The sequence below is a fragment of the Paenibacillus sp. MT86 genome (assembly GCF_058792535.1).
Window position 1 is genome coordinate 1,942,429 of record NZ_CM179499.1, and the last position, 23,167, is coordinate 1,965,595.

Consider the following 23,167-nt stretch of genomic DNA (forward strand, 5'->3'; position numbering starts at 1 on the left):
AATGGAAAAACACCAAAACCAGCTCAGGGCGTTGTCCTTGAGCTGGTTTTTGCAGCGGTTCTATAGCGGCGGCGGATCAGACGGGCCGGAGTGCCGGCCATGCCAGCTCGATGCCTTCGCTTACGAGCTTTTGCTGGAAGCTGGCCAGTCTTTCTTCGTCGTTCCGAACATCCGTCGGCAGAATGTCATGATCCAGGCAATGGCTGATGCAGTATCCGGCGGCCTCGCCGATGTTCCATTCTACAGGATGCAGCCGGTAGCAGCCGTTTGTAATGTGGGTGACCCCGATGTTTTTGCTGGCTGCCAGCACATTCTTCATCCGCTTCGGTATTAAGCTGCCCAGCGGAATTTGGAATGGCAGGGAAGAGATATCAATGTAAGGACGCTCACCCGTGCTCGGGTGCAAATCGATCCGGTAACAGCCGATACCGACGGAATCGTGGAACGTTTCGGCAACGCCGTCAGGGCGCGATTCGGTTGCCACATGCTGTTCCAGGACCGTGAACTCGGCCTGAATTCTTCTGGACTCACGGATGTAAGGGTACATGGCCATGCCGTCTTCCGTTCCAACCACATCGGGACGCAGACGCAGTCCGGGATAACCCTGTCCGCCATCGGCCCGGGGCACCTCGGTTTGAAGCCAGTACAGCAGGGACAAGCTGAGCTGTTTGGCTTGATCAATATGATGGTCGGCCTCTTCCTTCGGCACATCGATAATGGAACCCAGCCAGTAGTCGTTCTGCGGCCAGTTCACAAGCGACACCGAACTGTCGAACGTACCTTCGGCAAAATGCTTCGGGTCCAGGATTTGACGGTATTGATAAAGCGGGAACTTGCCGTGTCCGGGGAAAATCTCATACTCGATCGGCTCATTCGTCGACGGCTTGACGGCGGTCAGGCTTAACAGCTTATCCGGCCAGAAATCGGGTTTATACTCCCGCCAAAAATCATAAAGCGCGGGCTTCTCAATCGTATGGTCTTCACCCTCCAGATAGTCGACGGCAAAACAATACGTAAAGCCCTGCATGTCCTGCGGCAGCGGATCGCCGTCGACGGCGTGCGGCTCTCCTGTCTGGGATTTGGACTCCGCACCGGTGACATATTCGATGCCTGCCAGCGGAAGCAGATCCCCGAGCTCGGTGGCATCCACGAAGAACGGGGCGCGGAGGACGAGTTGATCCTTGGTTTCAAGATGACGCACGGTTACGCTGTCCACGCGATCCCCTGAAACGTCGGCAGACTCCGCCGCATATTGATACAGGATCGTCAGCCGCCCGCTGTGAATGTACGGGGCCAGCATTTGGTGCAGAACGGCGAGCGCCGTGCGGGGCTCATGGCACAGCCGGCTGACGATGCCGCTGCCGGGATTCAACTGCACGTTGGATCTGGCCTCGGGCGTCATGGGAAAATAATCGCGATAGTACTGGCGGACGCCTTCGCGGAACAGCCGGTAGCTGCGCGTGCAGCCAAAGGATTCAATCCACGGATGCTCGTCGGGCGGAACCGCCTGGCTGGTCAGCTGTCCCCCGATCCAAGTCGTTTCCTCGGTCATGATGACGGTTTTTCCTGATTTGGCGGCGGCAAGCGCAGCGGCTGTTCCTCCCGTCCCGCCGCCGAGAATGACGATATCGGCCTGCATTTCTCGTATCATGGCACAGATTCTCCTTTTGGGATGGTTTCGTAAATGATCAACAATCAGCACAAAAAGTGACTATTCTAATTGTAGATGCTCATCCTTAGGAAAAGTACGGGACACAGGTGACCTTTTTTGGTAATCTGATGCGGTTTTACAAGGCTTATGATCAGGTTTTGTATTTGCTGCGATATTGCCCGGGCGTCATCCCCTCCAGCTTGCGGAAGGACCGGATAAAATTCTGCGAATTGTTGTAACTCAGCTTCTCCGCAATATCCTTAATGGGCATATCGGTTTCGACAAGCCATTTCTTGGACATCTTGAAGCGGTATTGGGACAGGTATTCGCTGAAGGACATGTTGGTTTCTTTCTTGAATACGCTGCTTAGATAAAAATTGTTGTAATGGAGGCGCGAAGCACATTCCTCAAGCGTAATGTTGCGGTCGAATTCCTTGCGGATCATCTCGATCATCTGCTCGGAGAGATTCTGGTATTGAGAGTCCTGGCGATCCCGGAAAACACTTACCATCGGCCGGATGATCCGGGATTTAAACCAGCTCTCGATATCGGGATTGGTGTAGAGCCGAAGAAGCTCCTCCACGAGGGAGCTGTCCCGGATGTCGAGCTGCTCCAGCATGATCCCGTTCTCCTGCATCACGATCATCAGGTCATTCAACAGCCGGATGAGCGAGATTTGATACTCATGCGGCGTCCGGTCCTTGCGAAACACCTCGTCCAGCCACTGCCTCAGAAGCTCCACGGCCCGTTCCTCGTCAGCCAGCTTGATGGCATCGATCAGCTCGTTCTCCACCTGCATCGGGTAGAAGTAGACCCGGGTATGCTTGCCGGAGTTCAGGCTGAAATAAGGGACGATGACGCCGGTTCCCAGCTTGATGCGGTGTTTCAGGGCTTCAAGCCCTTCCTGGTAGGCGCGCGACGTTTTGGACAGGTTGTCGTAAGGCAGGCTGATGCCGATGCTGACCTCCAGGTCCAGGAAACTTCGCGTCGTCTTCTGGATCTCCTCCGATAGGGTATACACATAATCGTTGAATGCCTCAGGCGTGATGCCGCCTCGTCCGATGAGCGTAACCTGCGTAAGGTCGATAATGACGGAGGGGAGCCGGTGGGAGGAGGGGATCATCTCCTCGATGATATTGTTGACGGCAAACAGCAGCAAATCCCGGTCTTTGCGTTCATAGCGGGTTTCGTCCAGCATGTCGATCTGGAGGGTGAAGACCGCCAGCTGTTCCCATGCGGATACTTGCTCCTTGAAGCCGAACATCTCGATTTGTTCCATCGCTTCGGGCGGATTGATTTTGCCCAGGAACAGTTTATGGAGGAAAAAGGTGCGCACCTGCTGGCTCGTCTGCCGAAGCTCGCTGCGGAGCTTGGTATTCGAATTGAACATATCCCGGATATGTTCGTCGATGACTTGCAGCTCGTTCTTTTTGTTCGCTTGGATTTCCGGGAGACGCTCCACGATATTTTCGAAAATGTGACGGATCGGCGTATACATCTTCCGCGTTCCAAGCCATACAATCAGGACGCTGAAACCGATCATCAGCAGGCAGATATACAGCGTGAACCAGCCGATGGAACGGGACTCCTTCGTGATGGCGGACATTTCGGTGAAGGAGGCATACAGCCAGCCGTTAAAATCGGAACGCACGTACGTAACCGACACTTGCCTGTTGTCGATCTTCGTCTCGAACTGCCCCGATTTGCTGTCAAAATGGTCCAGCTCCGCCTCCGCATACCCGGTATCGGTCAGATATAGTCCCAGTTTCCCTTGCTCCGGATGCACAACGATCCGGTAATTGTGGTCCAGCACCATGACCTCCCGGGATTCGGAAGGGCTGTCCATCATGGCGGCAAGACTGCAGCTGGGAATGGTGGCAAGGGCAACGCCCCGGGCGCTGGAGGAGGAGAGCGGCATTTTCTTCACAAGGGCGATCGTATAGGGGCAGGCATAACTGAGCGTATCGCTGGAGCCGAGGGATTCGGTCTCCAGCATCATCCAATTGGAGTTTCCTTGCAGCTCGAGAAGCTTCAGGAGCGTCTCTTTGGAAGCGTATTCATTAAATTCGTACATGCCCCGGTTATTGATCAGCCAGTTGCTTGTCGCATTTGCAAGAATGACGTCCGTTACTTTGGTTTCGGGAGACTGCAGCAGACTCATCTCTTCTCTCAGCTTGTTATACAGCTGGAAGTCATAATAGGACAGGGGACGATATAAGGCGCTTTGCAGCATGTTGGAATTGATGACGTAATTCAGTGTATAGTCTACGGTCCTCAGCACCTGTTCAAGATTGCTGTTCGTTTGATTCATGATCTGGATGTTGCTGCTGTTGACATGGTTTTGCACGGAGGTGGATGATTTCATGAACGAGAAGAAGCCGAGGGCCACAAGAGGAATGATGCTGATGAAGCAGCCGAACAGGACCATTTTAGAATAAAAGCTACTTTTTGGATGCAATAGGTACACCTTCCTGTTTAACAAAGTGTATAATCATTGTATGGGCAACCCCCGTTACATTCAATAATCATTTCAAAATGAATAATCACTGGATTTGATCATCCTGGTTTGTCATGAAAAAAGATGTACATATGATATGATCGTCTCAGTCACCTGGGATCCGCAAGAAACATGGGGGAACGGAGGTAGAACGGATTGATGACCCGTCTGTCAAACTATGTTATGCTTACGCTCGCTATCCTGTTGGTATCGGCTGCTTGCATCACCATGGCCCGCTCATCGGGGGCGGATGGCGGAAATGCGTCTTTTGAACGCAGTACCCGCATTTCGATGATGGCCAACCTGCACACCACCGAGATTCCATCCGATCGGATCGAGAAAGAGATCGAGGAAAAAACGGGCGTTCAGCTGGACATCCAGTGGGTGCCGGACGGCAGTTATGATGAAAAAGTGTTTGCAGCGCTTGCGACAGGGACCTTGCCGCAAGTCCTCTATCTCAAGAATGCCGCATCCTTGTCCTACTTCAGGGATGAAATACGAAGCGGGCTGTTCTGGGAAATCGGCCCGTACCTTGACGGCTATCCGAATTTAAAGCGATTGAAGCCCGAGGTTTTAAGGAATACCGCTATTGACGGGAAGCTGTACAGCCTGTATCAGGAGCGTGCCTTGGCCCGATCGGGCATCATTTACCGAAAGGATTGGGCGGATCGGCTGGGGCTTCCGGCGCCGGAAACGCTCGACGATTTGTACGAAATGCTGAAAGGGTTTACATATAACGATCCGGACAACAACGGCATCGATGATACCATCGGCTTAACGGACCGCAACGACTTGATTTACGGGGCTTTCAAGACGATCAGCTCCTACTACGGAACGCCGAATCGTTGGGGATGGTACAACGATTCGTTGCAGCCGGAATTCGTCTTTCCGCAGTATATGGAAACGATGAAATTCTTTAAGAAGCTGCATAGCGAAGGACTGGTGAATGAAGATTTTCCGATTACCAGCAAGACGGACCAGCAGGAGCTGTTCATTACGGGGAAAGCCGGGGTCTATATCGGCGCGATGGGGGACGTCCTGTCTCTGCAGTCAAGGCTGCTGGCGAATGACCCTGAGGCCGTACTCGATGTTCAGAATCGGGTTCGCGGGCCGGAAGGGTTCGGGATATGGGCATCGCAGGGATACGGAACGGTCATCTTGTTTCCGAAGTCCGCGATCGCCACGGAAGAGGAATTGAAGAATGTGCTCTCCTTCTACGATACGCTAATGAGTCCAGAGCTTGCGAACCTGATGTATTGGGGAATCGAGGGCACCCACTATACCGTACAGGATGGCAAAGCGGTGGCGGTGGATGCTTTTGAGCTGAGGGAGAAGGACGTGAAGCCTTACCAGGCTTTGATGGCCGGAAGCTTCAGCACCATCCCGGGCATGCTGGAGCCGGTTAACACGAATAAGGTCAAGGATAAAGCCGAGCGGCTGATTTATGATAATGAAAGCTTCCTCATCTATGATCCTACCGCACCGCTCGAATCTCCGCTGTATAACGAGATCGGCGTCCGATTGAATGAACGCATGCGGGACGCCACCTATCAATTCATGCTGGGAATGATCGATGAGAAGGGGTTCGAGGCGGAGATCGACCGTTGGCTTGAAGAAGGGGGGAGCCAGATTATCGAGGAATATGATGCTTCGTATCGAAGCACGGTGGGACCGTATCTGCATGAGAAATACCGCTAGGGGATTGATTTCCCCGGCGGTTTTTTTGTTGTCGCGCCATCATCGGCGATCCCATTGCCTATGTAATCATTAGATTTGATTCCCCCGGCTCCCTATGCCGGGTGCGGCCGAACTCCCCATATCCAATCGAAGGATTATATACGCACCGAGCTTCCGTCATCTAAGCTGTTTCTTGTCAGTCCTTAACCCAATTATAACGGAGGTCAGATGATGAAGAAGAAAAAAGCCAGTACCATCCTGGCAATTGTAACCGCTTTATCCGTGTTGGCGGGCTGTGGCGGCGGCTCCGCCCCTGCAGCAACCGGCAGCAGCACAAATGGAGGTCAGGCGCAAGGCGAGAAACCAAGCGAACCGGTTGCCATCTCGATCATGGCCAACCTTCACACCCCTGAAGTTCCTTCCGACATGATTGAGAAGCTGCTGGAAGAGAAAACGGGCACCAAGCTTGACATTCAGTGGGTGCCGGACGGCACTTACGACGAAAAGGTCAATGCATCCTTCGCAACCGGAACGCTGCCGCAGGTGACGTATCTGAAGAATGCCGCTTCGCTAGTCAATATGCGGGACGCGATCCGCAACGGGCAATTCTGGGAAATCGGGCCGCTGCTGGATCAATACCCGAACCTCAGCAAGCTGAAACCCGATGTGTTAAAAAACACGGCGGTGGACGGCAAAATCTATGCGTTATACCGTGAAGTGCCTTTGTCGCGCCAAGGCATCATTTATCGCAAGGATTGGGCCGACAAGCTTGGGCTCAGCGCTCCGACCAATATTGACGAGTTCTATAATATGCTGAAGCAGTTCAAGGAAAAGGATCCTGACGGCAACGGCCAAGACGACACGATTCCGTTGACGGACCGGAACGATCTGATCTATGGGGCATTCAAAACGATAAGCTCATGGCTCGGGACACCGAATAACTGGGGCGAGAAGGACGGCAAGCTGGCTCCCGAGTTCATGTTCCCCGAATATATGGAGACGATGAAATTCTTCAAGAAACTTCATCAGGAAGGGTTGATCAATCAGGATTTCCCGGTTACCAGCAAAACCGATCAGCAAAATTTGTTCATTACCGGCAAATCGGGCGTTTATATCGGAGCGATGGGGGACGTATCCAGCCTGCATCCCAAGGTCGTCGAAGTGAATCCGGATGCGGAGCTCGATGTTCAGAATAAAATCGAGGGGGGACCGAACGGCTTCGGAATCTGGTCGGTTCCCGGCTACGGCTCGGTGATACTCTTTCCGAAAACAGCCATCAAATCGGAGGAAGAACTGAAAGGAGTGCTTGCCTTCATGGATCAGCTGATGAGCCCTGAACTCGGCAACCTGATCTATTGGGGAGTGGAAGGACAGCACCACCAGCTGGAGGAAGGCAAGGTCGTTCCTTCGGAGGACACCAAGCTAACCGATCGTGAAGTGAAGCCTTATCAAGCGATGCAGGTGGGCGGGCCGCTAACGATCGAAGGATTCTATGAGCCGAAGCATATGCTTCCTGTTAAAGCGAAGGCGGAGGAAATGATCGTGGAGAACAATGATTATCTCATAGAGGATCCTTCAGCTTCCCTGGACTCCAAGACGTTTAACGAAAAGGGCGTGCAGCTGCAGGAGATGATCAAGGACGGCACGTATCGGTTCATGCTCGGAGATCTGGACGAGGCCGGATTCCAAGCCGTCGTGGACAACTGGCTAAAGAGCGGCGGTCAGCAAATCATCGATGAGTTCAACGTTTCCTACGAATCTTCCAAATAACGAACATGCCAGCATCCCGAACGGCCGGAGACTGCAATGCTGCAGTCTCCGGCAGGCTTCGGGGCAGAAAGGAAGTCTGAGATCATGAGCGAAACCGCAGTGAAGACCGGGATGCGCAAGGACGCCCCCACAATACCGGAGTCCGGTCGAATGAGAAGAATCGTTAAAAACCGGGCGATCTATCTCATGATACTTCCGGGATTTTTATACTTCCTGATCTTTAAATACATCCCGATGTCGGGATTGATCATAGCCTTCCAGGATTATCAGGCTTATCTGGGCGTAACGGGCAGCCCCTGGGTGGGGCTCAAGCACTTTGAGCGGCTGTTTACCGAGCCGATGTTCTTCACGATATTAGGCAACACGCTGCTGCTGTTTTTCTTGAACCTGGCATTTTATTTCCCCGTGCCGATCATTCTTGCCTTAATGCTCAACGAGGTCCGGCGCGAAGCGTTTAAACGTTTTATCCAGACGCTGGTGTACATTCCCCATTTCATGTCGTGGGTCATCATCGTATCCATTTCGTTTGTCATGCTCTCGATGGATCGCGGCATTATCAATGAGCTGCTGGTTATGGCCGGATTCGAAAAAATCAATTTCCTGATGAGCAGCGAGTGGTTCAGGCCGATGTATGTCCTGCAGATCATCTGGCGTGAGGCCGGCTGGGGGACCATCATTTATTTGGCCGCCATGGCCGCGATTGATCCGGGTTTATACGAAGCGTCCCGAATTGACGGAGCCAGCCGCTTTCGGCAAATGTGGCATATCACGCTCCCTTCGATTCGAAGCGTGATCGTCGTTTTATTGATTTTGAAAATCGGCGACGTGCTGGAACTTGGGTTCGAACATATCTATCTCCTCTTAAACTCGATGAACCGGGATGTTGCGGAGATTTTCGATACGTATGTGTACACCGCGGGTCTGAAGCAAGGACAGTTCAGCTTCAGCACGGCGGTCGGGTTCTTTAAATCGCTGATCGGTCTCATTCTGGTGATGCTGGCCAATTGGCTGGCCAAAAAGGCCGGAGAAGAAGGCATCTATTAATTATGAGAAAGGTGGACCGCTATGGTACAAGATAAAACGATATCGAGCCGAATCTTCGATATCGTGAACTACACGCTGCTGTCGATCATCGGCCTCGTTACCATTCTGCCTTTCCTTCACGTCATCGCCGGATCGTTCACGACGGTGACGGAGCTGGCGCAGAAGCAGTTTGTCCTGTTTCCGACCGTATGGTCCCTTGACGCTTACAAATACGTGTTTTCGACCAATACGGTTTTTCGTTCGCTTGGCGTTTCCGTTGGCGTCACCTTCCTGGGCACTTTGTTCAGCATGCTGTTAACCTGCCTGATGGCCTACGGGCTGTCGCGCAGGGATCTGGATGGCCGAAATTTCATCATGTTCATGGTCTTGTTCACGATGCTGTTCAGCGGGGGGATGATACCGACCTTTCTCGTGGTAAAGGAGATGGGGCTCATCGATACGTATGCGGCCTTGATTGTCCCGACGGCGATCAATGCCTTCAACCTCATCATCATGCGAAACTTTTTTCAGAACCTGCCCGAAGGTCTGGAGGAATCCGCAAAAATCGACGGAGCCGGCGATTGGGGCATCCTGTTCCGAATCGTGATTCCGCTGTCGATGCCAGCCATTGCAACCATATCGCTCTTTTATGCGGTTACTTACTGGAATACGTATATGTCGGCGATTCTGTACCTGAATGACGCGGCCAAGTGGCCAGTGCAGGTCATCCTGCGGCAGATCGTCATTCTTGCCAGCGGCTTGACGGCCGATACCTCCGGCATGGACGAATTCGTCCGGCCGCCGGAGCAGACGGTGAAAATGGCGGTCATCGTCATTGCCACGCTGCCGATACTGTGCGTATATCCGTTCCTGCAGAAGCATTTTGCGAAGGGCGCGCTGCTAGGATCCATCAAGGGATAGAGAGGAGCGAAGGAGCGTGTTGGAAAAGAAACGGCATGCACCGATCATGGCCGGCAATTATGCGGACCCGTCGATCATCCGGGTCGGCGAGGATTATTACATGACGCATTCATCCTACAAGCTGACGCCCGGGCTCGTCATCTGGCATTCGCGTGATTTGCTGAATTGGAGCCGGGTCGGGGCCGCACTGCCCCATTACGAGGGAGATGTGTGGGCGCCGGATTTCGTCGCGCATAACGGGAGGTATTACATCTATTATCCGGCAGGGCGGACGAATTGGGTCGTTACGGCATTCAGTCCGGCGGGACCGTGGAGCAAGCCGATCAATCTGGGGATCAAGGGAATTGATCCGGGGCATACGGCAGGACCGGACGGAAAGCGTTATTTGCATATGTCGGGCGGTGATTTTGTAGAGCTTACGGCAGACGGGCTCGCGGTCTCGGGCGAAGTGAGGCATGTGTATAACGGCTGGCGGTATCCGGAGGTGTGGGTCGTAGAGGCATACAGCCTGGAAGGGCCGAAGATGACCGTTCGCGACGGATATTATTATTTGACGGTAGCTGTCGGGGGGACGGCAGGACCGCCTACAAGCCATATGGCTGTATCGTCAAGATCCCGAACGCCATGGGGGCCGTGGGAGCATTCGCCTTATAACCCGGTCGTTCATACGGAATCCAAGGAGGAGCCCTGGTGGTCCAAGGGACATGCCTCGCTGATCGACAGTCCTGACGGCCAGTGGTGGATGGTCTACCATGCATATGCGGGCGGATTCCATTCGCTCGGTCGGCAGACGTTGCTCGAACCGATCGAATGGACCTCGGACGGGTGGTTTCATGCTGCGGAAGGCCATGAGAGGCTTGCCCGGCATGTTGGGTCGCACGACGAAGAAGAAATCGATGCGGTGAATCAAAGCGTTTCATTCAGGGATACCTTTGCCGGATCTGAACTGGGCCTTCATTGGCAGTGCGAAGGCGTGGAGCCTTCCACCCGGTTCCGTCCGGGGAATCATCAGTTGGCAGCCGAAGCAGCACCCGAGGAAGCCAAAGCTTCTCCGCTGCTCTACATGGCGGGCCATAAGCGTTACTCAGCAGAGGTCGAGATTATCGTGGAGGGTCCGGCGGAGGGCCGACTGCTGCTCTATTACAACGATGCGGCATATCTCGGCATGGGAGTCAACGAGCGCGGAGTCCGGCATTTCCGGTCATTCAAGGGATACGGCACGATGCCGAACCATACTCGCAGGGCATTTCTGCGGTTGGTTAACGATGCGCATATCGTTTCGTTCTATTACAGCTTCGAGGGGACGCAGTGGATCCGGTACGACAAGGTCGCGGATGTTTCAGGGTTCCATCATAACACGTTTGGCGGATTTCAGAGTCTCCGCGTCGGATTGGATGCCATCGGCAAAGGCAGGGTGATTTTCCGGAACTTTTCATATAACGTCATAAGCAGCTGAAAGAAGGGGTAGAAATGGCACAGGGATTAGAGGATATTCTGGCAGGCGGCGACAGGCTGTTTGAAGGCTTCTTCGAATGGCTCGAGGGGCAATACGACGCGGCTTCCGGCGGTTTCTATTATGCCCGCAGTTCACGGGATTCCGAGGCGTTCGTTCCGGACATCGAGTCGACCGCGCAGGCATTGGGCATTATCGAGCGATGCGGGCTTCTGCAAAGACTGTCCGATGGCATCAAGGCGGGGCTCGTGCGGTTTTTTCAGTCCAAACAAGACCCCGCGACGGGTTATTTTTATGATGCCGATCCCAATATGAGAACAGACGATGTGATGGTGGGACGAGCGCTTGGGTACAGCGTGGGAGCACTCCGCAAGTTGGGTGCAGCCCCCTTGCACCCGCTGCCGGGCAATCGGCATATGGCTCCGGCATACTGCCGCTCTCCCGAGGAATATGCGGAGTGGCTGCGCTCGATCAGTCTGGTGAACAGCTGGCGCGGCTGCGATCGTCTGTGTAATTCAGCCCCTTATTTATCCCAAATGCCGCAGGAAGAGAGGGAGCCGTTTTTGCGTAAGGCGCTGTCGTATTTTGCGAGCATACAAGATCCGGCGACGGGGCTGTGGGGCGAAGGCACGCCTTATGTCCGAATATCGGGAACCTTCAAGCTGCTGACGTTCTATAATCGGTTTCAAGCTCCCTTGCCGCGGATATCGGAAATATACCATTCGTTGATGCGTGCGCTGCAAAGCGAGAAGGCTGTTGATATGTGTTATGTCCGGAACCCGATCAGTCTCCTCACATCGATGAAGCTGCGCATCCCGGAGCAGGATGTTCGGATCATCGCGGAAATCACCTTGCAGAATATGGCGCGTCTCAAACGCGCGGACGGCGGATTTTCACGGGAAATCGATCATTCCCCGCCGGCGCCGAATGTGGCCCAGGTAAAGCCGGGAGAGTATTATCCCGACATGCCGGAGGCGGTTCCGCTGGGCAATGGAGAGGTAGAGGGGGATATGAATGCGGGAACCCAGGCGATTCTGATCCGCTATTCGCTGCGGGAGCTGGGCGGGCTGCAGGGGCGAAAGCTGGATGCCGCCGATTCCGCATTCTCCAATCTTCGGGCAGCTGCAGATACATAGTTGCGGGTTTGAAGGCAAGGACCTTCTCATTAAGAAAGATCCATCTTCGTGCGGACATTTCGATTTTTTTGGTGATGGCCATAGGAAAATCCATGCCCTTCGCCGAAGAAGTAGAAAGCTCGTTTACGGAAGAATCGATGGCGCGAAAATAAGGCGCTTGGCACAGGAGAGGAGAAAGAGGATGGCGGAGATCGGGGTTTGGGAGCAAGCGGAGCCCGGTGTGACGAGGAAGATATTTAAACCTGGGACCGGTCTGATGATGATGGAGGTTCACTTTGAAGCAGGAGCGGAAGGGGCACTCCACAGTCATCCCCATGAGCAGATGAGTTATTGCCTGAAGGGAGCCATTGAATTCTATATCAACGGCGAGACGACCCTTGTGCGTCAGGGAGACACCATCGTCATTCCCGGCGGAGCGGAGCATGGCGTGAAAGCACTCGAGCCATCCGCTCTTTTGGATGCGTTTACACCGTTGAGGCTTGATTTGCTTGGACCCGAAGAGAGTTGCGGCTGAAAGAAATCGATTCGAAGGACAACGACAACATATGAAGTCGGAAAGGAATGGATAGAATGAAGCTTTGGGAACAGGATACACCAGGATATGCGTCGGTGGAAGAGTCGTTCACGCCTTATATGACACCTTATCTTCTACAAAAAGAAACACCACACGGAGCCGTGATCGTTCTGCCGGGCGGCGGATATGGACGGCGGGCAGATCATGAGGGCGATCCGGTTGCCCTGTGGCTGAATTCGATCGGCTTATCGGCATTCGTCGTTCATTATCGGGTTGCCCCGTACCGGCATCCTTATCCGCTGTATGATGCCCAGCGGGCGATTCGGCTCGTAAGGCATCATGCCAAGGAATGGAACATCGATCCGGAACGCATCGGAATTCTCGGATTCTCTGCCGGCGGACATCTCGCGGCCAGTGCAAGCACCTATTTCGATGAAGGAAATCCGGAGGCCGAAGATCGCGTTGAGAGGCAGGGCTCCCGTCCGAACGCATCCATTCTCTGTTACCCGGTCATTTCATTTAAGGACTACTACCATGAGGGCTCCATGATCAATTTGTTGGGGGAGAATCCGGCGGAAGACTTAAGGAATGCGATGTCCCTCGAATGGGCGGTAAAACCGGATACCCCGCCTTCCTTTCTGTGGCATACCGCGGATGACGGCGCGGTCCCGGTCGAGAACAGCCTGATGTATGCCGGATCGCTGAGCAAGCAGCAAATTCCGTTCGAACTGCATGTTTTCCCGGAAGGCCGGCATGGCCTTGGCCTTGCGGAAGAAGATGCCAGTGTTTCGCAATGGACGCGCCTGTGCGAGGGTTGGCTGCAGAAGATTGGGTTCCTGTCGCAAGCCGTCGTGCAAGGAAGGTAGAACAAATCATATAACTTGAGAACGCTTGAACGCTCGATAAAAAAACAAGCTCATCTGAAGAATCCTTCAGATGAGCTTGTTCGTATAGCCTGAAGATCAGGACCGGCCTCGAATCTCCTGGCGGAGGAACAGGACGTAGGAGATGGCAAAGCAGATCAGCGTGGCTGCGGCCAGCCCGATAATTTGCGGCCAGACGAGCAGCAGGCTTTGGCCGAACGGCAGCGGACTGGCAATGGCTCCATACACCTGCTCCTGCGTGAGCGGACCGAGATTGCGGATGGATGGCATCAGCAGGGTGGTCGTCGCTTCATTGAACAGGGTATACGGCGACAGCCGGCCTAGCCACAGCATCAGATTCTGATAGGTCATGACATCTTGGACCGTCGCCGAGGCAGTACTGGGAGCCAGTCCCCGCGACAGCAGCTGCAGGATCATGTCAAAGAAGAAGCTGAAGAACAGCCAGACGGCGATGCTCGACAAGGCGGAGGTGGCCGGCTGTCGGAACCTTACGGAGAACGTAATGGACAGATTCAGCCAGAAGCCGACGTAACAGATCGTCACGACCAGAAAACTGATGATCCGTAAAAATTCCTCAAAGGTAGGCGGAATGCCGATAATCAGGGTGCCCAGTGCCATGGTCAACAGCCCGAGCGTGATAAACATGATGCTGATGACGATCAGGGAAGCAGCGAATTTTGCATTGAGCAGATCGTCGCGATGAATCGGCTGGGCCATGATTCGGCTGAGCGTGCCTTTGTTCCGTTCACTGTTGATGGCATCAAAACCCATGCCGATTCCGAGCAAAGGACCCAGGAAACCGACAAACCCGATGAAGGTCGGAAGGGTGCCGTCCGAGATGGTGAACAGCTTCAGAATGACAAAATCATGGACCCCGTTCTCCGATCCGAGGGCTTCCCGGATGCTGTTCATGGCGGTATACAGCGAGGCTACGCAGGTTAGGGCAATGATGCCTAGCAGCAGGATGAAGCGCCAGCTGCGGATATGGTCCGCTATTTCTTTGCGGACAAGCACGCCGAATGCCGAGGGCATGGAGGGTTGGGCGGATTTTTCGGCTGCCGTTTCTCCGGGGGCCCGGGCGGGCTTGGCAGATCCCTTTTTCCTGCTTTCGAATAAGGCTTGCAGCCGGCGGCCCATGCCGGTCAGCTTAGCCGGTATGCTTGGCGTCGTTCGTTCTGCCATGCTCCTCACCTCCTGCAAAATAACGGTGGTAGATTTCGTCCAGGCCGTGCTGCTGGCGATTCAGCGAGAACAGCCGAACGCCTGCGTTTACGACCGTTCGGGCAATCTCCGGGCTGCAATCCCTATCGGCCCGAATCAGAACTTTAATTGGCAGGTCTCTGGTCAGCGTGTCGTTTGATTCAGCCGGACCGCTCTCGGCAGGCGGAACTTCGATCTGGTGAACCCCTGGGATGCTGCCGATGGCATCCCGCAGTTCGGGCACAAGCTCATCCAGCTCCGCCGTGATCATAATGGGATCATCCGCAAACAGAGTTCGGGACAGACTCCCGACATCGCCTTCGGCGAGGAGCCGTCCCCGAACGAACAAGCCGACGCGGTCGCAAATCTGCTGAACCTGGTGGAGCTGATGGGACGATAACAGCACGGTCAATCCTTGCTCGCGGCTGAGCTTCCGAATCAACCGCAGCAGCTCTTCCATACCTGTCGGATCGATGCCCAGGGTCGGTTCGTCAAGAATGATGATTTCGGGGGATTTCATTAAGACGTCGGCAAGTCCGAGCCGCTGCCGCATCCCGCGGGAATAAGCCCCCGTCTTCTTGTGGGCAGCATGCGTGAGACCTACCTGCTCCAGCAGCTCCAATGCCCTTTCGCGGGCTTGGTTATCCGGAATTCGATTCAACCGCGCGGTTAGCATCAGGTTTTCCATGCCGGTACGGTCTTCGTAAAAGCCGACGTCATCCGGAAGGTACCCGACCCGCCGCTTCACCGGAATCGGCTCTCTTGTCGGATTGATGCCAAGCACGCTTATCGATCCCGAATCCGGTTCGCTCAGCCCCAGCAGCATCAGGATCGTGGTGGATTTGCCCGCACCGTTCGGACCGAGCAGGCCGAAGATCTCGCCCCGCCTGATTTGAAGGGATAAACGGTCCACCGCTCTCGTGTCGTGGTAACTCTTCGTCAGTTCCTGAATGTCAATGACCGTATCCATCAGGGTCATCTCCTTCCGTATTTGCGAATGAGGACATAGATGCCTCCCAGAATGGCTAATATGACAAGCACGCCGATCCAGCCCCATAGCATGGAACCTTTGACGGCTACGCGGAATTGGGCGTCGGAGCTTGCTTCGGCCGCAGCGGCTTTCAGGCTCGTAACATAATCGCCGGCGATGGCTTTGTCGCTTGAAGTCAGCTTGGCTTCTACCGTTGTGGATTTGCCTGCAGGCAGATTCTCGATCGTTTTCGGATTAAAGCTGACCTCCCAGTCCACCGGCGTATCGGCGCTGAGATTAATGTCCGAGAGTGGTGCGGTGCCCGTATTCTTCACCAGCAGCTCTATGGTTTTGCTTCCGCCCGCATTGACATTCGTGCTGAGCAAGCCGCTTGGCGTTGTAAGCTCCAGCCCGTAAGACCCTGTAATGACGGCTTCCAGCGCAAGCTCGGAGGACGTCGATGAATTGGAGGCGCGGATCGGAATGGAGAAGGAGCCTTCCGTCACCTCCGCAGGCGGCTTGACATCGACGGTAATGGATTGGCTTGCGCCTGCTTCGATTTCGACGGAGGATACCTGCTTGCCGCCTGACGTGAACGTAACGTCCCAACCCGCCTGGGCATCGGCGCTCAGGGCATAGTTTTGCTTATTGGCCGTTCGGTTTTGCAGATTCACCGTGTAGGTGAACGTGGAATCGGCGTGGCCCTCCAGATTGGCCTGATCGGTTGTGAGCTCGGTTTGATAGGTTCCTTTTTCCGTGATATCCACGGTTAACTGCAGACTGGCCATCGAGCCCGCGGTTAATTGAAACCGGTAGGAGCCTTTATCTACCTTAAGCGGCACGGTTACCTCCAGGGTCACCGATTCGGATTCGCCGGGCTTCACCGATACCTCCTTCAGCTGCCAGCCTCCACCGTTTAGCTTGGTGCTCCAGCCGCTCGGGAGGCTGTTGATTTGCAGTGGAACCGTAATGACGCTATTCGTATTGTTTTTGACCTCTAGCGGGTAATTGATGACTTCTCCAGGAGGAACGGAAATCGACGTATATGGCGTGTATAACGTGATTTCTCCGGCCGCTAATACGGTGTTCCCCCCGCCGTACAAGCAAGCACCCAGGATGAACAAGAGCATCAGGCTCAGCTGCTTGGCTCGTTGTTTACATGATTTCATGACACTACCCCTCCTAAATTTTTTTGTCACAAAGAGTACGTTGGAACGACCGGGATTGGATTTATCGGAAAGATTAAAATTACCTAAAAAATTCATTAAAGGAACCTGAAAAGCGTCCCGGTTTATTCAAAAGCCAAGGACGGTTTGCTAAAATATTGAATCGAAAATGGCCGTATGCAGGCGAGCCATCCTTAATTATTGGAGAGGAGAACAGGTTAGGGGGGAGTTATGGGGATGAACGATCATTCCGCGTTATGGTTGGAGGAGATTGCCGAGGGCTCCGCCGCAGCATTCAGACGCTTCTATGATGCCTATGCCCGTCTAGTGTACCGGTTGGCTTTACAGATGACGAAGGACCCGGCCGAGGCGGAGGATGTATGCCAGGATATCTTCATGGAGGTGCTGCATAAGGCGGATCAGTACGATCCCGCCCGCGGAAGCGTCGAGGCTTGGCTGGCGGTGAGAACAAGGTGCAGGGCGATGGATCGCCTGCGCAAGCGGCAGCGCATCGCTGCGGCCGAATGGAACGGGGAGGCGCTGCCGGAGACGGTATGGAGCGAAGAGCAGGAGTCGGTTGAGCTGGCCGCCTTGCGACGGGTGGAGCTGGAGCAGGTAAAGGAGGCGCTGCAAGGCATTCCGCCCCTTCAGCGGATGGCGGTTTACGGAAGCTACGTCGAGCAGCGGTCCCACCGGGAAATGGCGGAATTGTTAAACCGGCCGGTCGGCACCGTCAAATCCTTAATCCGGTACGGCATCCTCAATGTCAGGCGGCGGCTGGATGCGATGAACGGGAAGGAAGGGGGAAGCGCACAGCATGAAACTTTCAAAGCATAACCTTGAACACCTTGTCCAAGGTGACATCGGCTGCACGGCCTATCCCGAGGAGAAGCTTGTCGATTACGTCATGAAGCGTTTGCCGTACGCGGAGAGCAGGAATCTGGAGCTCCATCTCAAGGAATGCGAGGCGTGCTCCGGCACGGCGGCGGAATGGGCCGGCCTTATGGGAGCAGAAAATCTCTCAATGCCATTCCATGAATCCGATGTCTTCGGGCAGGAGCTGTTTCGAAGCCGTGAGATAGACGGCGAACAGCTCGGATCGACTCAGCCGGCAGGTACGGAGCCGGCCATACGGGGGGCCGTGCAGGATCAAGCTCCGAATGATGGACCCATGCCTCCCGATCGGCTGCGCCACAGGCTCATGCGAGAGGCTTATATCCGGTCCTTCCGAAGCAAGGTCCGAATCAGGAAGCATGCTGCCTTGCAGGCGATATCCGGAGCGCTGCTCATCCTGTTGATAGCCGGTTTATTCTCCTTGAAAGGGAACGACGTCCAGACCCAGGCGGCCTTCGAACATACCGTGAGCCAGCGGATTGCCGATATGCAGAGCGACGATACCGAGCGGTACGTCATACAGCCCGTAGAGCCGTTTTACGGCAGCGGATCGGTATGGCTCAAACGCGGCTCTGGAGAAATGCTGATCGTTGTGAACGGCCTGCATTCCTTGCAGGAAACAGACTATCAGGTATGGCTGCAGGATGAGGAGCGGCTGTCGAGCGCCGGCTTTATGCTGGTTCAGGGTCCGCAGGGAAAGAGTTATTATTACGGGTTCGGCGCGGAGAACGCGAAGCGGATCGTGGTCAGCATGGAACCCAAAGGGGGGAGCCGGAGTCCGACCGGGCCCGAAGCCGTCCTGGTGAATATGGGGCCTTGATGGCTTGAGGTTTAGGTGCAGGGATATGCGATGATCCAAGGGAGCACCTGGTCTACAATAGTGACTTTATCGAAGGGGGTGAGTTTTCGGATGTGGCGTGCAGATGCTTTTCTGGAATCCATGTATAACGAGGCTGAGAAAAAAACGAAAGACAGTCAGGCTGCCATGAGCGCCGAAGAGCGCAATCGGTATTTGAAGCAAGCGCTTCGGCGATTGATCGGCGAGTTCGAAACCAACGAAAATCACAAGCCTGTCCTGCTCGAACAGGTATCATGCGACGGTTATATTCGCGAAAGGATAGAATTATCAGCCGTACCGGGCGTATCCTTTGCCGCGTATATCCTAATCCCGGAAGATCAGCGGAAGCCGATGCCCGCAGCCGTCGCCGTTCATGGCCATGGCTATGGAAGCCGGGAGATCGTAGGGCTGAGGCAGGACGGATCCAACGATTCGGATCCGCCAGGCATCCATCGGCATTTCGCGGTTCAGTTGGCGCGGCGGGGCATGGTGGTGATCGCTCCGGATGTGGCCGGTTTCGGAGAGCGTCGCCTAGCCGCCGATCTTGCACGGAACCCGGAAGCCGCGAACTCCTGCCACCGGCTGGCCGCCCAGCTGCTGATGCATGGCAAGACGCTCGCCGGTCTCCGCGTAGCCGAGACGCTAAGGGCAGTGGACTATCTGGCCGAGCGCCCCGAAGTCCAGCCTGGCGGAATCGGCATCATGGGTTTTTCGGGAGGCGGCCTGATCTCGTTCCTGTGCGCGGCGCTGGATGAACGGATCCGGGCTGCGGTGCTTGCCGGTTATCCCAACACCTTCAAGGACAGCATTATGGCGATGCAGCACTGTATATGCAATTACATTCCGGGTATCCTGAACCATGCCGAGCTGCCGGAATGGATAGGGCTGATCGCTCCGAGATCCTTGTATCTGGAGTCGGGAGCCGATGATCGGATATTTCCGGCTGCGGGTTTTAACTCGGCGGTTGAACAGCTCAGGGAAACCTATCGGCGTGCCGGCGCGGAGGATAGGCTTCAAGCCGACCTGTTTCCTGGAGCGCACGAAATTAGCGGCCGTCATTCGTACGATTGGTTGTTCGAACGGTTAAGCAGCCCGGAGAATTGAAGATTTTCCCTGCTGGCCGCTGATCAGCACAGAAATAGAGCCCGATCTCGCATTGATTAAGGTCTGAACTTGGAAGAGTGGCGCACGCACAGGAGATTAAATTTGAAAAAGATGACTCCCGAGTGACCGGGAGTCATCTTTTTTACATGTCATCCAAGGGGGGCTAAAGCGCCTCCGGTTTACTCCAAGTCATCCTGCCAATCATGGATCAGAAAGTTGGCATCCGTATTCAATACTGCTTTGGCTTGATCGTTGATATTGCGTCCCATAGCCTCTTTATTCAGGTGCTTGGTGAAATTCTGCATATGTTTCACGGCCTGATCGCGTCTTCCCTTATCCAGATGATGCTGGACCTGGTTAAGGGCATTGCTCAGCTGGGGAATGAGTGCACCGCGTACATCGCCTGAATCCGTGAATCGCTCGACTAATTGTTTCATGGAATTCACGCTGGTGATGACCCGGAACCGGAGGTTTTTCCGAAGCTTGTTTCCTGAGCGGTCCTCGGTCGTAATCGTGGCGGTTTTATCGCCCAAGTTGCCGGCCAAATCAATGTCGATAGGATCCATGGTCATCGGATCGAGGGTGTAAGCCTTTCCGTCGATGGTGATTTCGGCAAAACGAATGGAAGAGTCCAGGATATTAAAACGGAGGGGCGTAAAATCCTCCATGGAATCGCCGTCTTGCAAGCTCTTGCCATTCACAGTCAGAGAGAAGGCAGGCGAGTCGGTTACCTCGAGGGTGATCCCCTGCGAAACATTGCCGGATAGATCCTTGGACCGGATGAAAAGCGAATAATCCTTGCCCGCTTCGATTCCTTGTACCACCGCTGTTTGAATTCCGCGATTGACCTCGATGACGTCTCCGACCTGCTGCCCATCGCTCCGCAGCGTAATTTGCACTTTTTGAGCATCGATATCGTAAGGACCGTCCCAATACAGCGTCATACTGCCCTCTCCGCGCTTCACCTGCACGTTCTCTACTTCGCCCGGAGCAACGTCGTCTTCTTCGGGTATGGTAGGAGGGGCAGGCTCCGTGAATACGGCCGGATCGCCAAAGGTGAATTTATCGAAGTTGTATAACCAGTCTCCGCCTTTAAAAGACATGAATACAATGTGTTTTCCCGTTACGGGAGTCGTTACGTCCGCCGAGAAAACCTTGAAATTTTGCCAGCCCCCGGTTCCAGAGACGGTTCCGATAGCAATAACAGGCCCGTTAAGGCTATCCAATCGGACTTCAATTGTCCCGCCGCTAGTGTCGCTGGCCGCATTGACATGGAACTGGGTTGGGCTTTCGCTGCCGAAATCGATATAATTGTACATGGCATAAGGATTATTCGGTCCGAACATGCCGGCCAGGTAGGTTTCCCCGCCCCCGGTTTCATTGCCGAAGCCTACTCCGTTCGTATAGTTTTCGGCCTCCAGCTTGCCGTAAGCATCCCTGGCTTTTCCTTTCATGGTGGTAAAGGTGAACCACTCCAGATTAAGGGGATAATCGCTGCCGTTCGCTCCCTTGAAAACCAGGTAAACATCGTGCACCCCTACGGCCATGGTGTCATCGATATTCGCCATAATATCGACCCAACGATCCCAGCTTCCAAGCGCCGGAATTGGGATTACGCCTGCGGTAGGTCCATCCAGGCCGTCCAACCTGACTTCGATCGTGCCGCCCTGATTGCCGCTCGCCACATGGACGGTCACGCCTGCCGCGCCCGATCCAAAGTCGATTCCTTCATAAGCCGCATAAGCATTGTGATGAATACCGTCTAAGTACCCAAGCTCGGCATGTTTGCTGAGACCTTCGCTGCTGTCGTAATTTCCCGCTTTAAGCTTGGCATAGGCATCGGTTTCGGTGGGATCGGTCGTCGTGAATTTAATCCAGTTCAAATTGAACAAATAATCGTCATTCGTTTTGGTGAAGACAAGATACACATCATGGACGCCGGTAATGGAGCTTGGCGATCCCTGGTCGTCCTTAAGGAGGGTGACGGCATCGATATAATTATTCCAGCCGCCCGTTCCCTCAACGTTCAAGGTCCCGACCTTAGGGCCGTCTTTGGAGTCGAGCCGGATTTCGATATGGCCTCCGCCCGTTCCGCTGGACGCCCTTGCGATGAAGCCGATCGCCCCTTCTGATCCGAAATCCACATTTTTATATGCGGCATAAGAGCCGTGCTGAATTCCGCCCAGTTGGAGCGAACCTTCAAACGCACCCTCGAGCACGAATCCGGAACCGATATTATAGCGTTCCGCCTCGATTTTATCGAAGGGATTCTTAACGCCATAATGAAGGTCGGCTTCCATCGGCTTGATGACGTTCAGAGCTTGAACGGCAGCAGCCGAGGACCAGGACTCATAGGTTCCGGACAGCAGCTGTCCTGCCCAGTTTCCATCCACGATCTGATTCGGATTGCGGTGGCTCCAGGCCATTTCGGTATTGAAGGCAAGCCATTCGTCGAATTCAGCGCTGAACTCCGGGTGCTGCCCGGTCTCATCCAGTGTTTTTTGCAGGTGGGCCAAATTGCGCATCAGGATCGTTTTGCCGCCCTTCAGATCCCCGTTGGGACCTTCATAGTTCAACATGCCGTTTGCATCCACCAGACGGCTCTTGGTAAACTTCGCGGCTTTGACCGCGTCGTCGAGGTAAACCGCATTCCCGGTCGCTTTATACAATCCGACGGCCGCTCCGATGTATGTACCCTGGTTGTAGTGAGTGGCGTCCGGAACCGCGCCGCGTTCGAGCTCGATCCGGTCGAATACTTTTCCGTTTCCGTCCGTCAGCATCGTTTTGCCCCATCTGAATATTTGGGTTGCCGCGTTTAGATAATGCTCATCCTTCGTAATATCGTAAAGATACAATGCCGCTTGTGCGGCCGGGAAATTGATGCACGCGTTCTTGGTGTTATGGTCGCTGTTCAGCCACCAAATGCCGCCGCTCGCGAATTCTTCGTCCCACTGCGTGTCGTACACGAAATCGAAATGATGCCTCGCTGCCTCCAAGTATCTTGGGTTCCCGGTGATTTGATAGGCTCTGGCGCTGCCCATCGCCCACCACATGATATCGTCATTGAACGGATTATTCGTCCAATCTTCGCCGTACTTGGCTACGGTGCCGTCATAAACATCGTCGATCTGTGTTCTGAGCTCAGCCTTCAAAGCAGGATCGGAGGTGTGCTGATACGCATCCATGACCAATTCCCACAGCTCGGCCTCCACCCAGAAGTCCTGATGCTTGTCGCGTTTGGTGTCCTTCCAGAACATCTTGGCGTTCGGATCCCAGAATGTCTCGTTATAAGCGTTCATCGCCGTATCCCCGTCCGATGCGGTATAGGCATAGGCTTTGGAAGAGCCGATCCCCGGCATGGAGCCAAGCAAGAATGCGAGGGTCAAAGGCACCGTCAAAAACCTGAACCATTTGCCTGATCTTCGTGACATGAATATTCCTCCTTCATTTTCAATTGGAAGCCGATCCG

At 54.4% G+C, this 23,167-nt stretch carries 17 protein-coding genes; 11 read left to right on the forward strand and 6 right to left on the reverse strand.

Features of this window, described 5'->3' with window-relative positions; genetic code table 11:
• Positions 1-76: 76 nt before the first annotated feature.
• Positions 77-1,651 carry an FAD-dependent oxidoreductase gene (locus AC3RCL_RS08375; protein WP_492535168.1) on the reverse strand — a complete coding sequence of 525 codons (1,575 nt, stop codon included), beginning with the start codon at positions 1,649-1,651 and terminating at the stop codon, positions 77-79.
• A gap of 151 nt (positions 1,652-1,802) precedes the next feature.
• Entirely contained in the window at positions 1,803-4,109 is a 2,307-nt protein-coding gene (locus tag AC3RCL_RS08380) for a helix-turn-helix domain-containing protein (RefSeq protein WP_492535169.1), read from the reverse strand.
• A gap of 198 nt (positions 4,110-4,307) precedes the next feature.
• Between AC3RCL_RS08380 and AC3RCL_RS08385 the strand changes: the two genes are divergently transcribed.
• The 8 genes from AC3RCL_RS08385 to AC3RCL_RS08420 all read left to right on the forward strand — a co-directional run bounded on the left by AC3RCL_RS08385 (position 4,308) and on the right by AC3RCL_RS08420 (position 13,508).
• Positions 4,308-5,846: an extracellular solute-binding protein gene (locus AC3RCL_RS08385; RefSeq protein ID WP_492535170.1), complete on the forward strand. Its 1,539-nt coding sequence runs from the start codon at positions 4,308-4,310 to the stop codon at positions 5,844-5,846.
• Between the two features lie 210 nt (positions 5,847-6,056).
• Positions 6,057-7,595 (forward strand): extracellular solute-binding protein, encoded by a 1,539-nt coding sequence (locus AC3RCL_RS08390; protein WP_036672196.1) that lies wholly within the window; start codon positions 6,057-6,059, stop codon positions 7,593-7,595.
• Between the two features lie 150 nt (positions 7,596-7,745).
• Positions 7,746-8,639: an ABC transporter permease gene (locus AC3RCL_RS08395; protein ID WP_375121119.1), complete on the forward strand. Its 894-nt coding sequence runs from the start codon at positions 7,746-7,748 to the stop codon at positions 8,637-8,639.
• A gap of 21 nt (positions 8,640-8,660) precedes the next feature.
• A complete protein-coding gene (locus tag AC3RCL_RS08400; protein WP_009592190.1) occupies positions 8,661-9,539 on the forward strand; it encodes a carbohydrate ABC transporter permease in 879 nt (292 codons plus the stop codon).
• Positions 9,540-9,585: 46 nt separating this feature from the next.
• Positions 9,586-10,995 carry a family 43 glycosylhydrolase gene (locus AC3RCL_RS08405; RefSeq protein ID WP_492536302.1) on the forward strand — a complete coding sequence of 470 codons (1,410 nt, stop codon included), beginning with the start codon at positions 9,586-9,588 and terminating at the stop codon, positions 10,993-10,995.
• Positions 10,996-11,009: 14 nt separating this feature from the next.
• The gene (locus AC3RCL_RS08410; RefSeq protein WP_213577357.1) at positions 11,010-12,128 is read left to right on the forward strand and encodes a hypothetical protein; all 1,119 of its coding nucleotides are present in this window, start codon (positions 11,010-11,012) and stop codon (positions 12,126-12,128) included.
• A gap of 181 nt (positions 12,129-12,309) precedes the next feature.
• Positions 12,310-12,642 carry a cupin domain-containing protein gene (locus AC3RCL_RS08415; protein WP_213577359.1) on the forward strand — a complete coding sequence of 111 codons (333 nt, stop codon included), beginning with the start codon at positions 12,310-12,312 and terminating at the stop codon, positions 12,640-12,642.
• A 56-nt stretch (positions 12,643-12,698) separates the two neighbouring features.
• Positions 12,699-13,508, forward strand: a complete 810-nt coding sequence (locus AC3RCL_RS08420) for an alpha/beta hydrolase (RefSeq protein ID WP_452519805.1) — start codon at positions 12,699-12,701, stop codon at positions 13,506-13,508.
• Positions 13,509-13,604: 96 nt separating this feature from the next.
• On the opposite strand, the gene AC3RCL_RS08425 is transcribed toward AC3RCL_RS08420, so the two are convergent.
• Genes AC3RCL_RS08425 through AC3RCL_RS08435 form a run of 3 tightly spaced genes read right to left on the reverse strand, consistent with a single transcriptional unit; the run spans position 13,605 to position 16,865 of the window.
• Positions 13,605-14,708: an ABC transporter permease gene (locus AC3RCL_RS08425; RefSeq protein WP_228468769.1), complete on the reverse strand. Its 1,104-nt coding sequence runs from the start codon at positions 14,706-14,708 to the stop codon at positions 13,605-13,607.
• Positions 14,674-15,696 carry an ABC transporter ATP-binding protein gene (locus AC3RCL_RS08430; RefSeq protein WP_015734133.1) on the reverse strand — a complete coding sequence of 341 codons (1,023 nt, stop codon included), beginning with the start codon at positions 15,694-15,696 and terminating at the stop codon, positions 14,674-14,676. The genes AC3RCL_RS08425 and AC3RCL_RS08430 overlap by 35 nt, the downstream gene beginning before the upstream one ends.
• Before the next feature lie 5 nt (positions 15,697-15,701).
• Positions 15,702-16,865 carry an NEW3 domain-containing protein gene (locus tag AC3RCL_RS08435; RefSeq protein ID WP_096772998.1) on the reverse strand — a complete coding sequence of 388 codons (1,164 nt, stop codon included), beginning with the start codon at positions 16,863-16,865 and terminating at the stop codon, positions 15,702-15,704.
• 234 nt (positions 16,866-17,099) lie between these two features.
• On the opposite strand from AC3RCL_RS08435, the gene AC3RCL_RS08440 reads away from it, so the two are divergent.
• The 3 genes from AC3RCL_RS08440 (at position 17,100) to AC3RCL_RS08450 (ending at position 19,698) form a co-directional block, all read left to right on the forward strand.
• A complete protein-coding gene (locus AC3RCL_RS08440; RefSeq protein WP_015734135.1) occupies positions 17,100-17,699 on the forward strand; it encodes a sigma-70 family RNA polymerase sigma factor in 600 nt (199 codons plus the stop codon).
• The gene (locus tag AC3RCL_RS08445) at positions 17,680-18,576 is read left to right on the forward strand and encodes an anti-sigma factor (RefSeq protein ID WP_492535171.1); all 897 of its coding nucleotides are present in this window, start codon (positions 17,680-17,682) and stop codon (positions 18,574-18,576) included. The genes AC3RCL_RS08440 and AC3RCL_RS08445 overlap by 20 nt, the downstream gene beginning before the upstream one ends.
• A gap of 90 nt (positions 18,577-18,666) precedes the next feature.
• Complete coding sequence (locus tag AC3RCL_RS08450; RefSeq protein ID WP_492535172.1) at positions 18,667-19,698, forward strand: dienelactone hydrolase family protein; 1,032 nt, start codon at positions 18,667-18,669, stop codon at positions 19,696-19,698.
• 179 nt (positions 19,699-19,877) lie between these two features.
• Here AC3RCL_RS08450 and AC3RCL_RS08455 read toward each other — a convergent pair whose 3' ends face one another.
• Positions 19,878-23,129 (reverse strand): carbohydrate-binding protein, encoded by a 3,252-nt coding sequence (locus tag AC3RCL_RS08455; RefSeq protein WP_492535173.1) that lies wholly within the window; start codon positions 23,127-23,129, stop codon positions 19,878-19,880.
• Between the last annotated feature and the right edge of the window lie 38 nt (positions 23,130-23,167).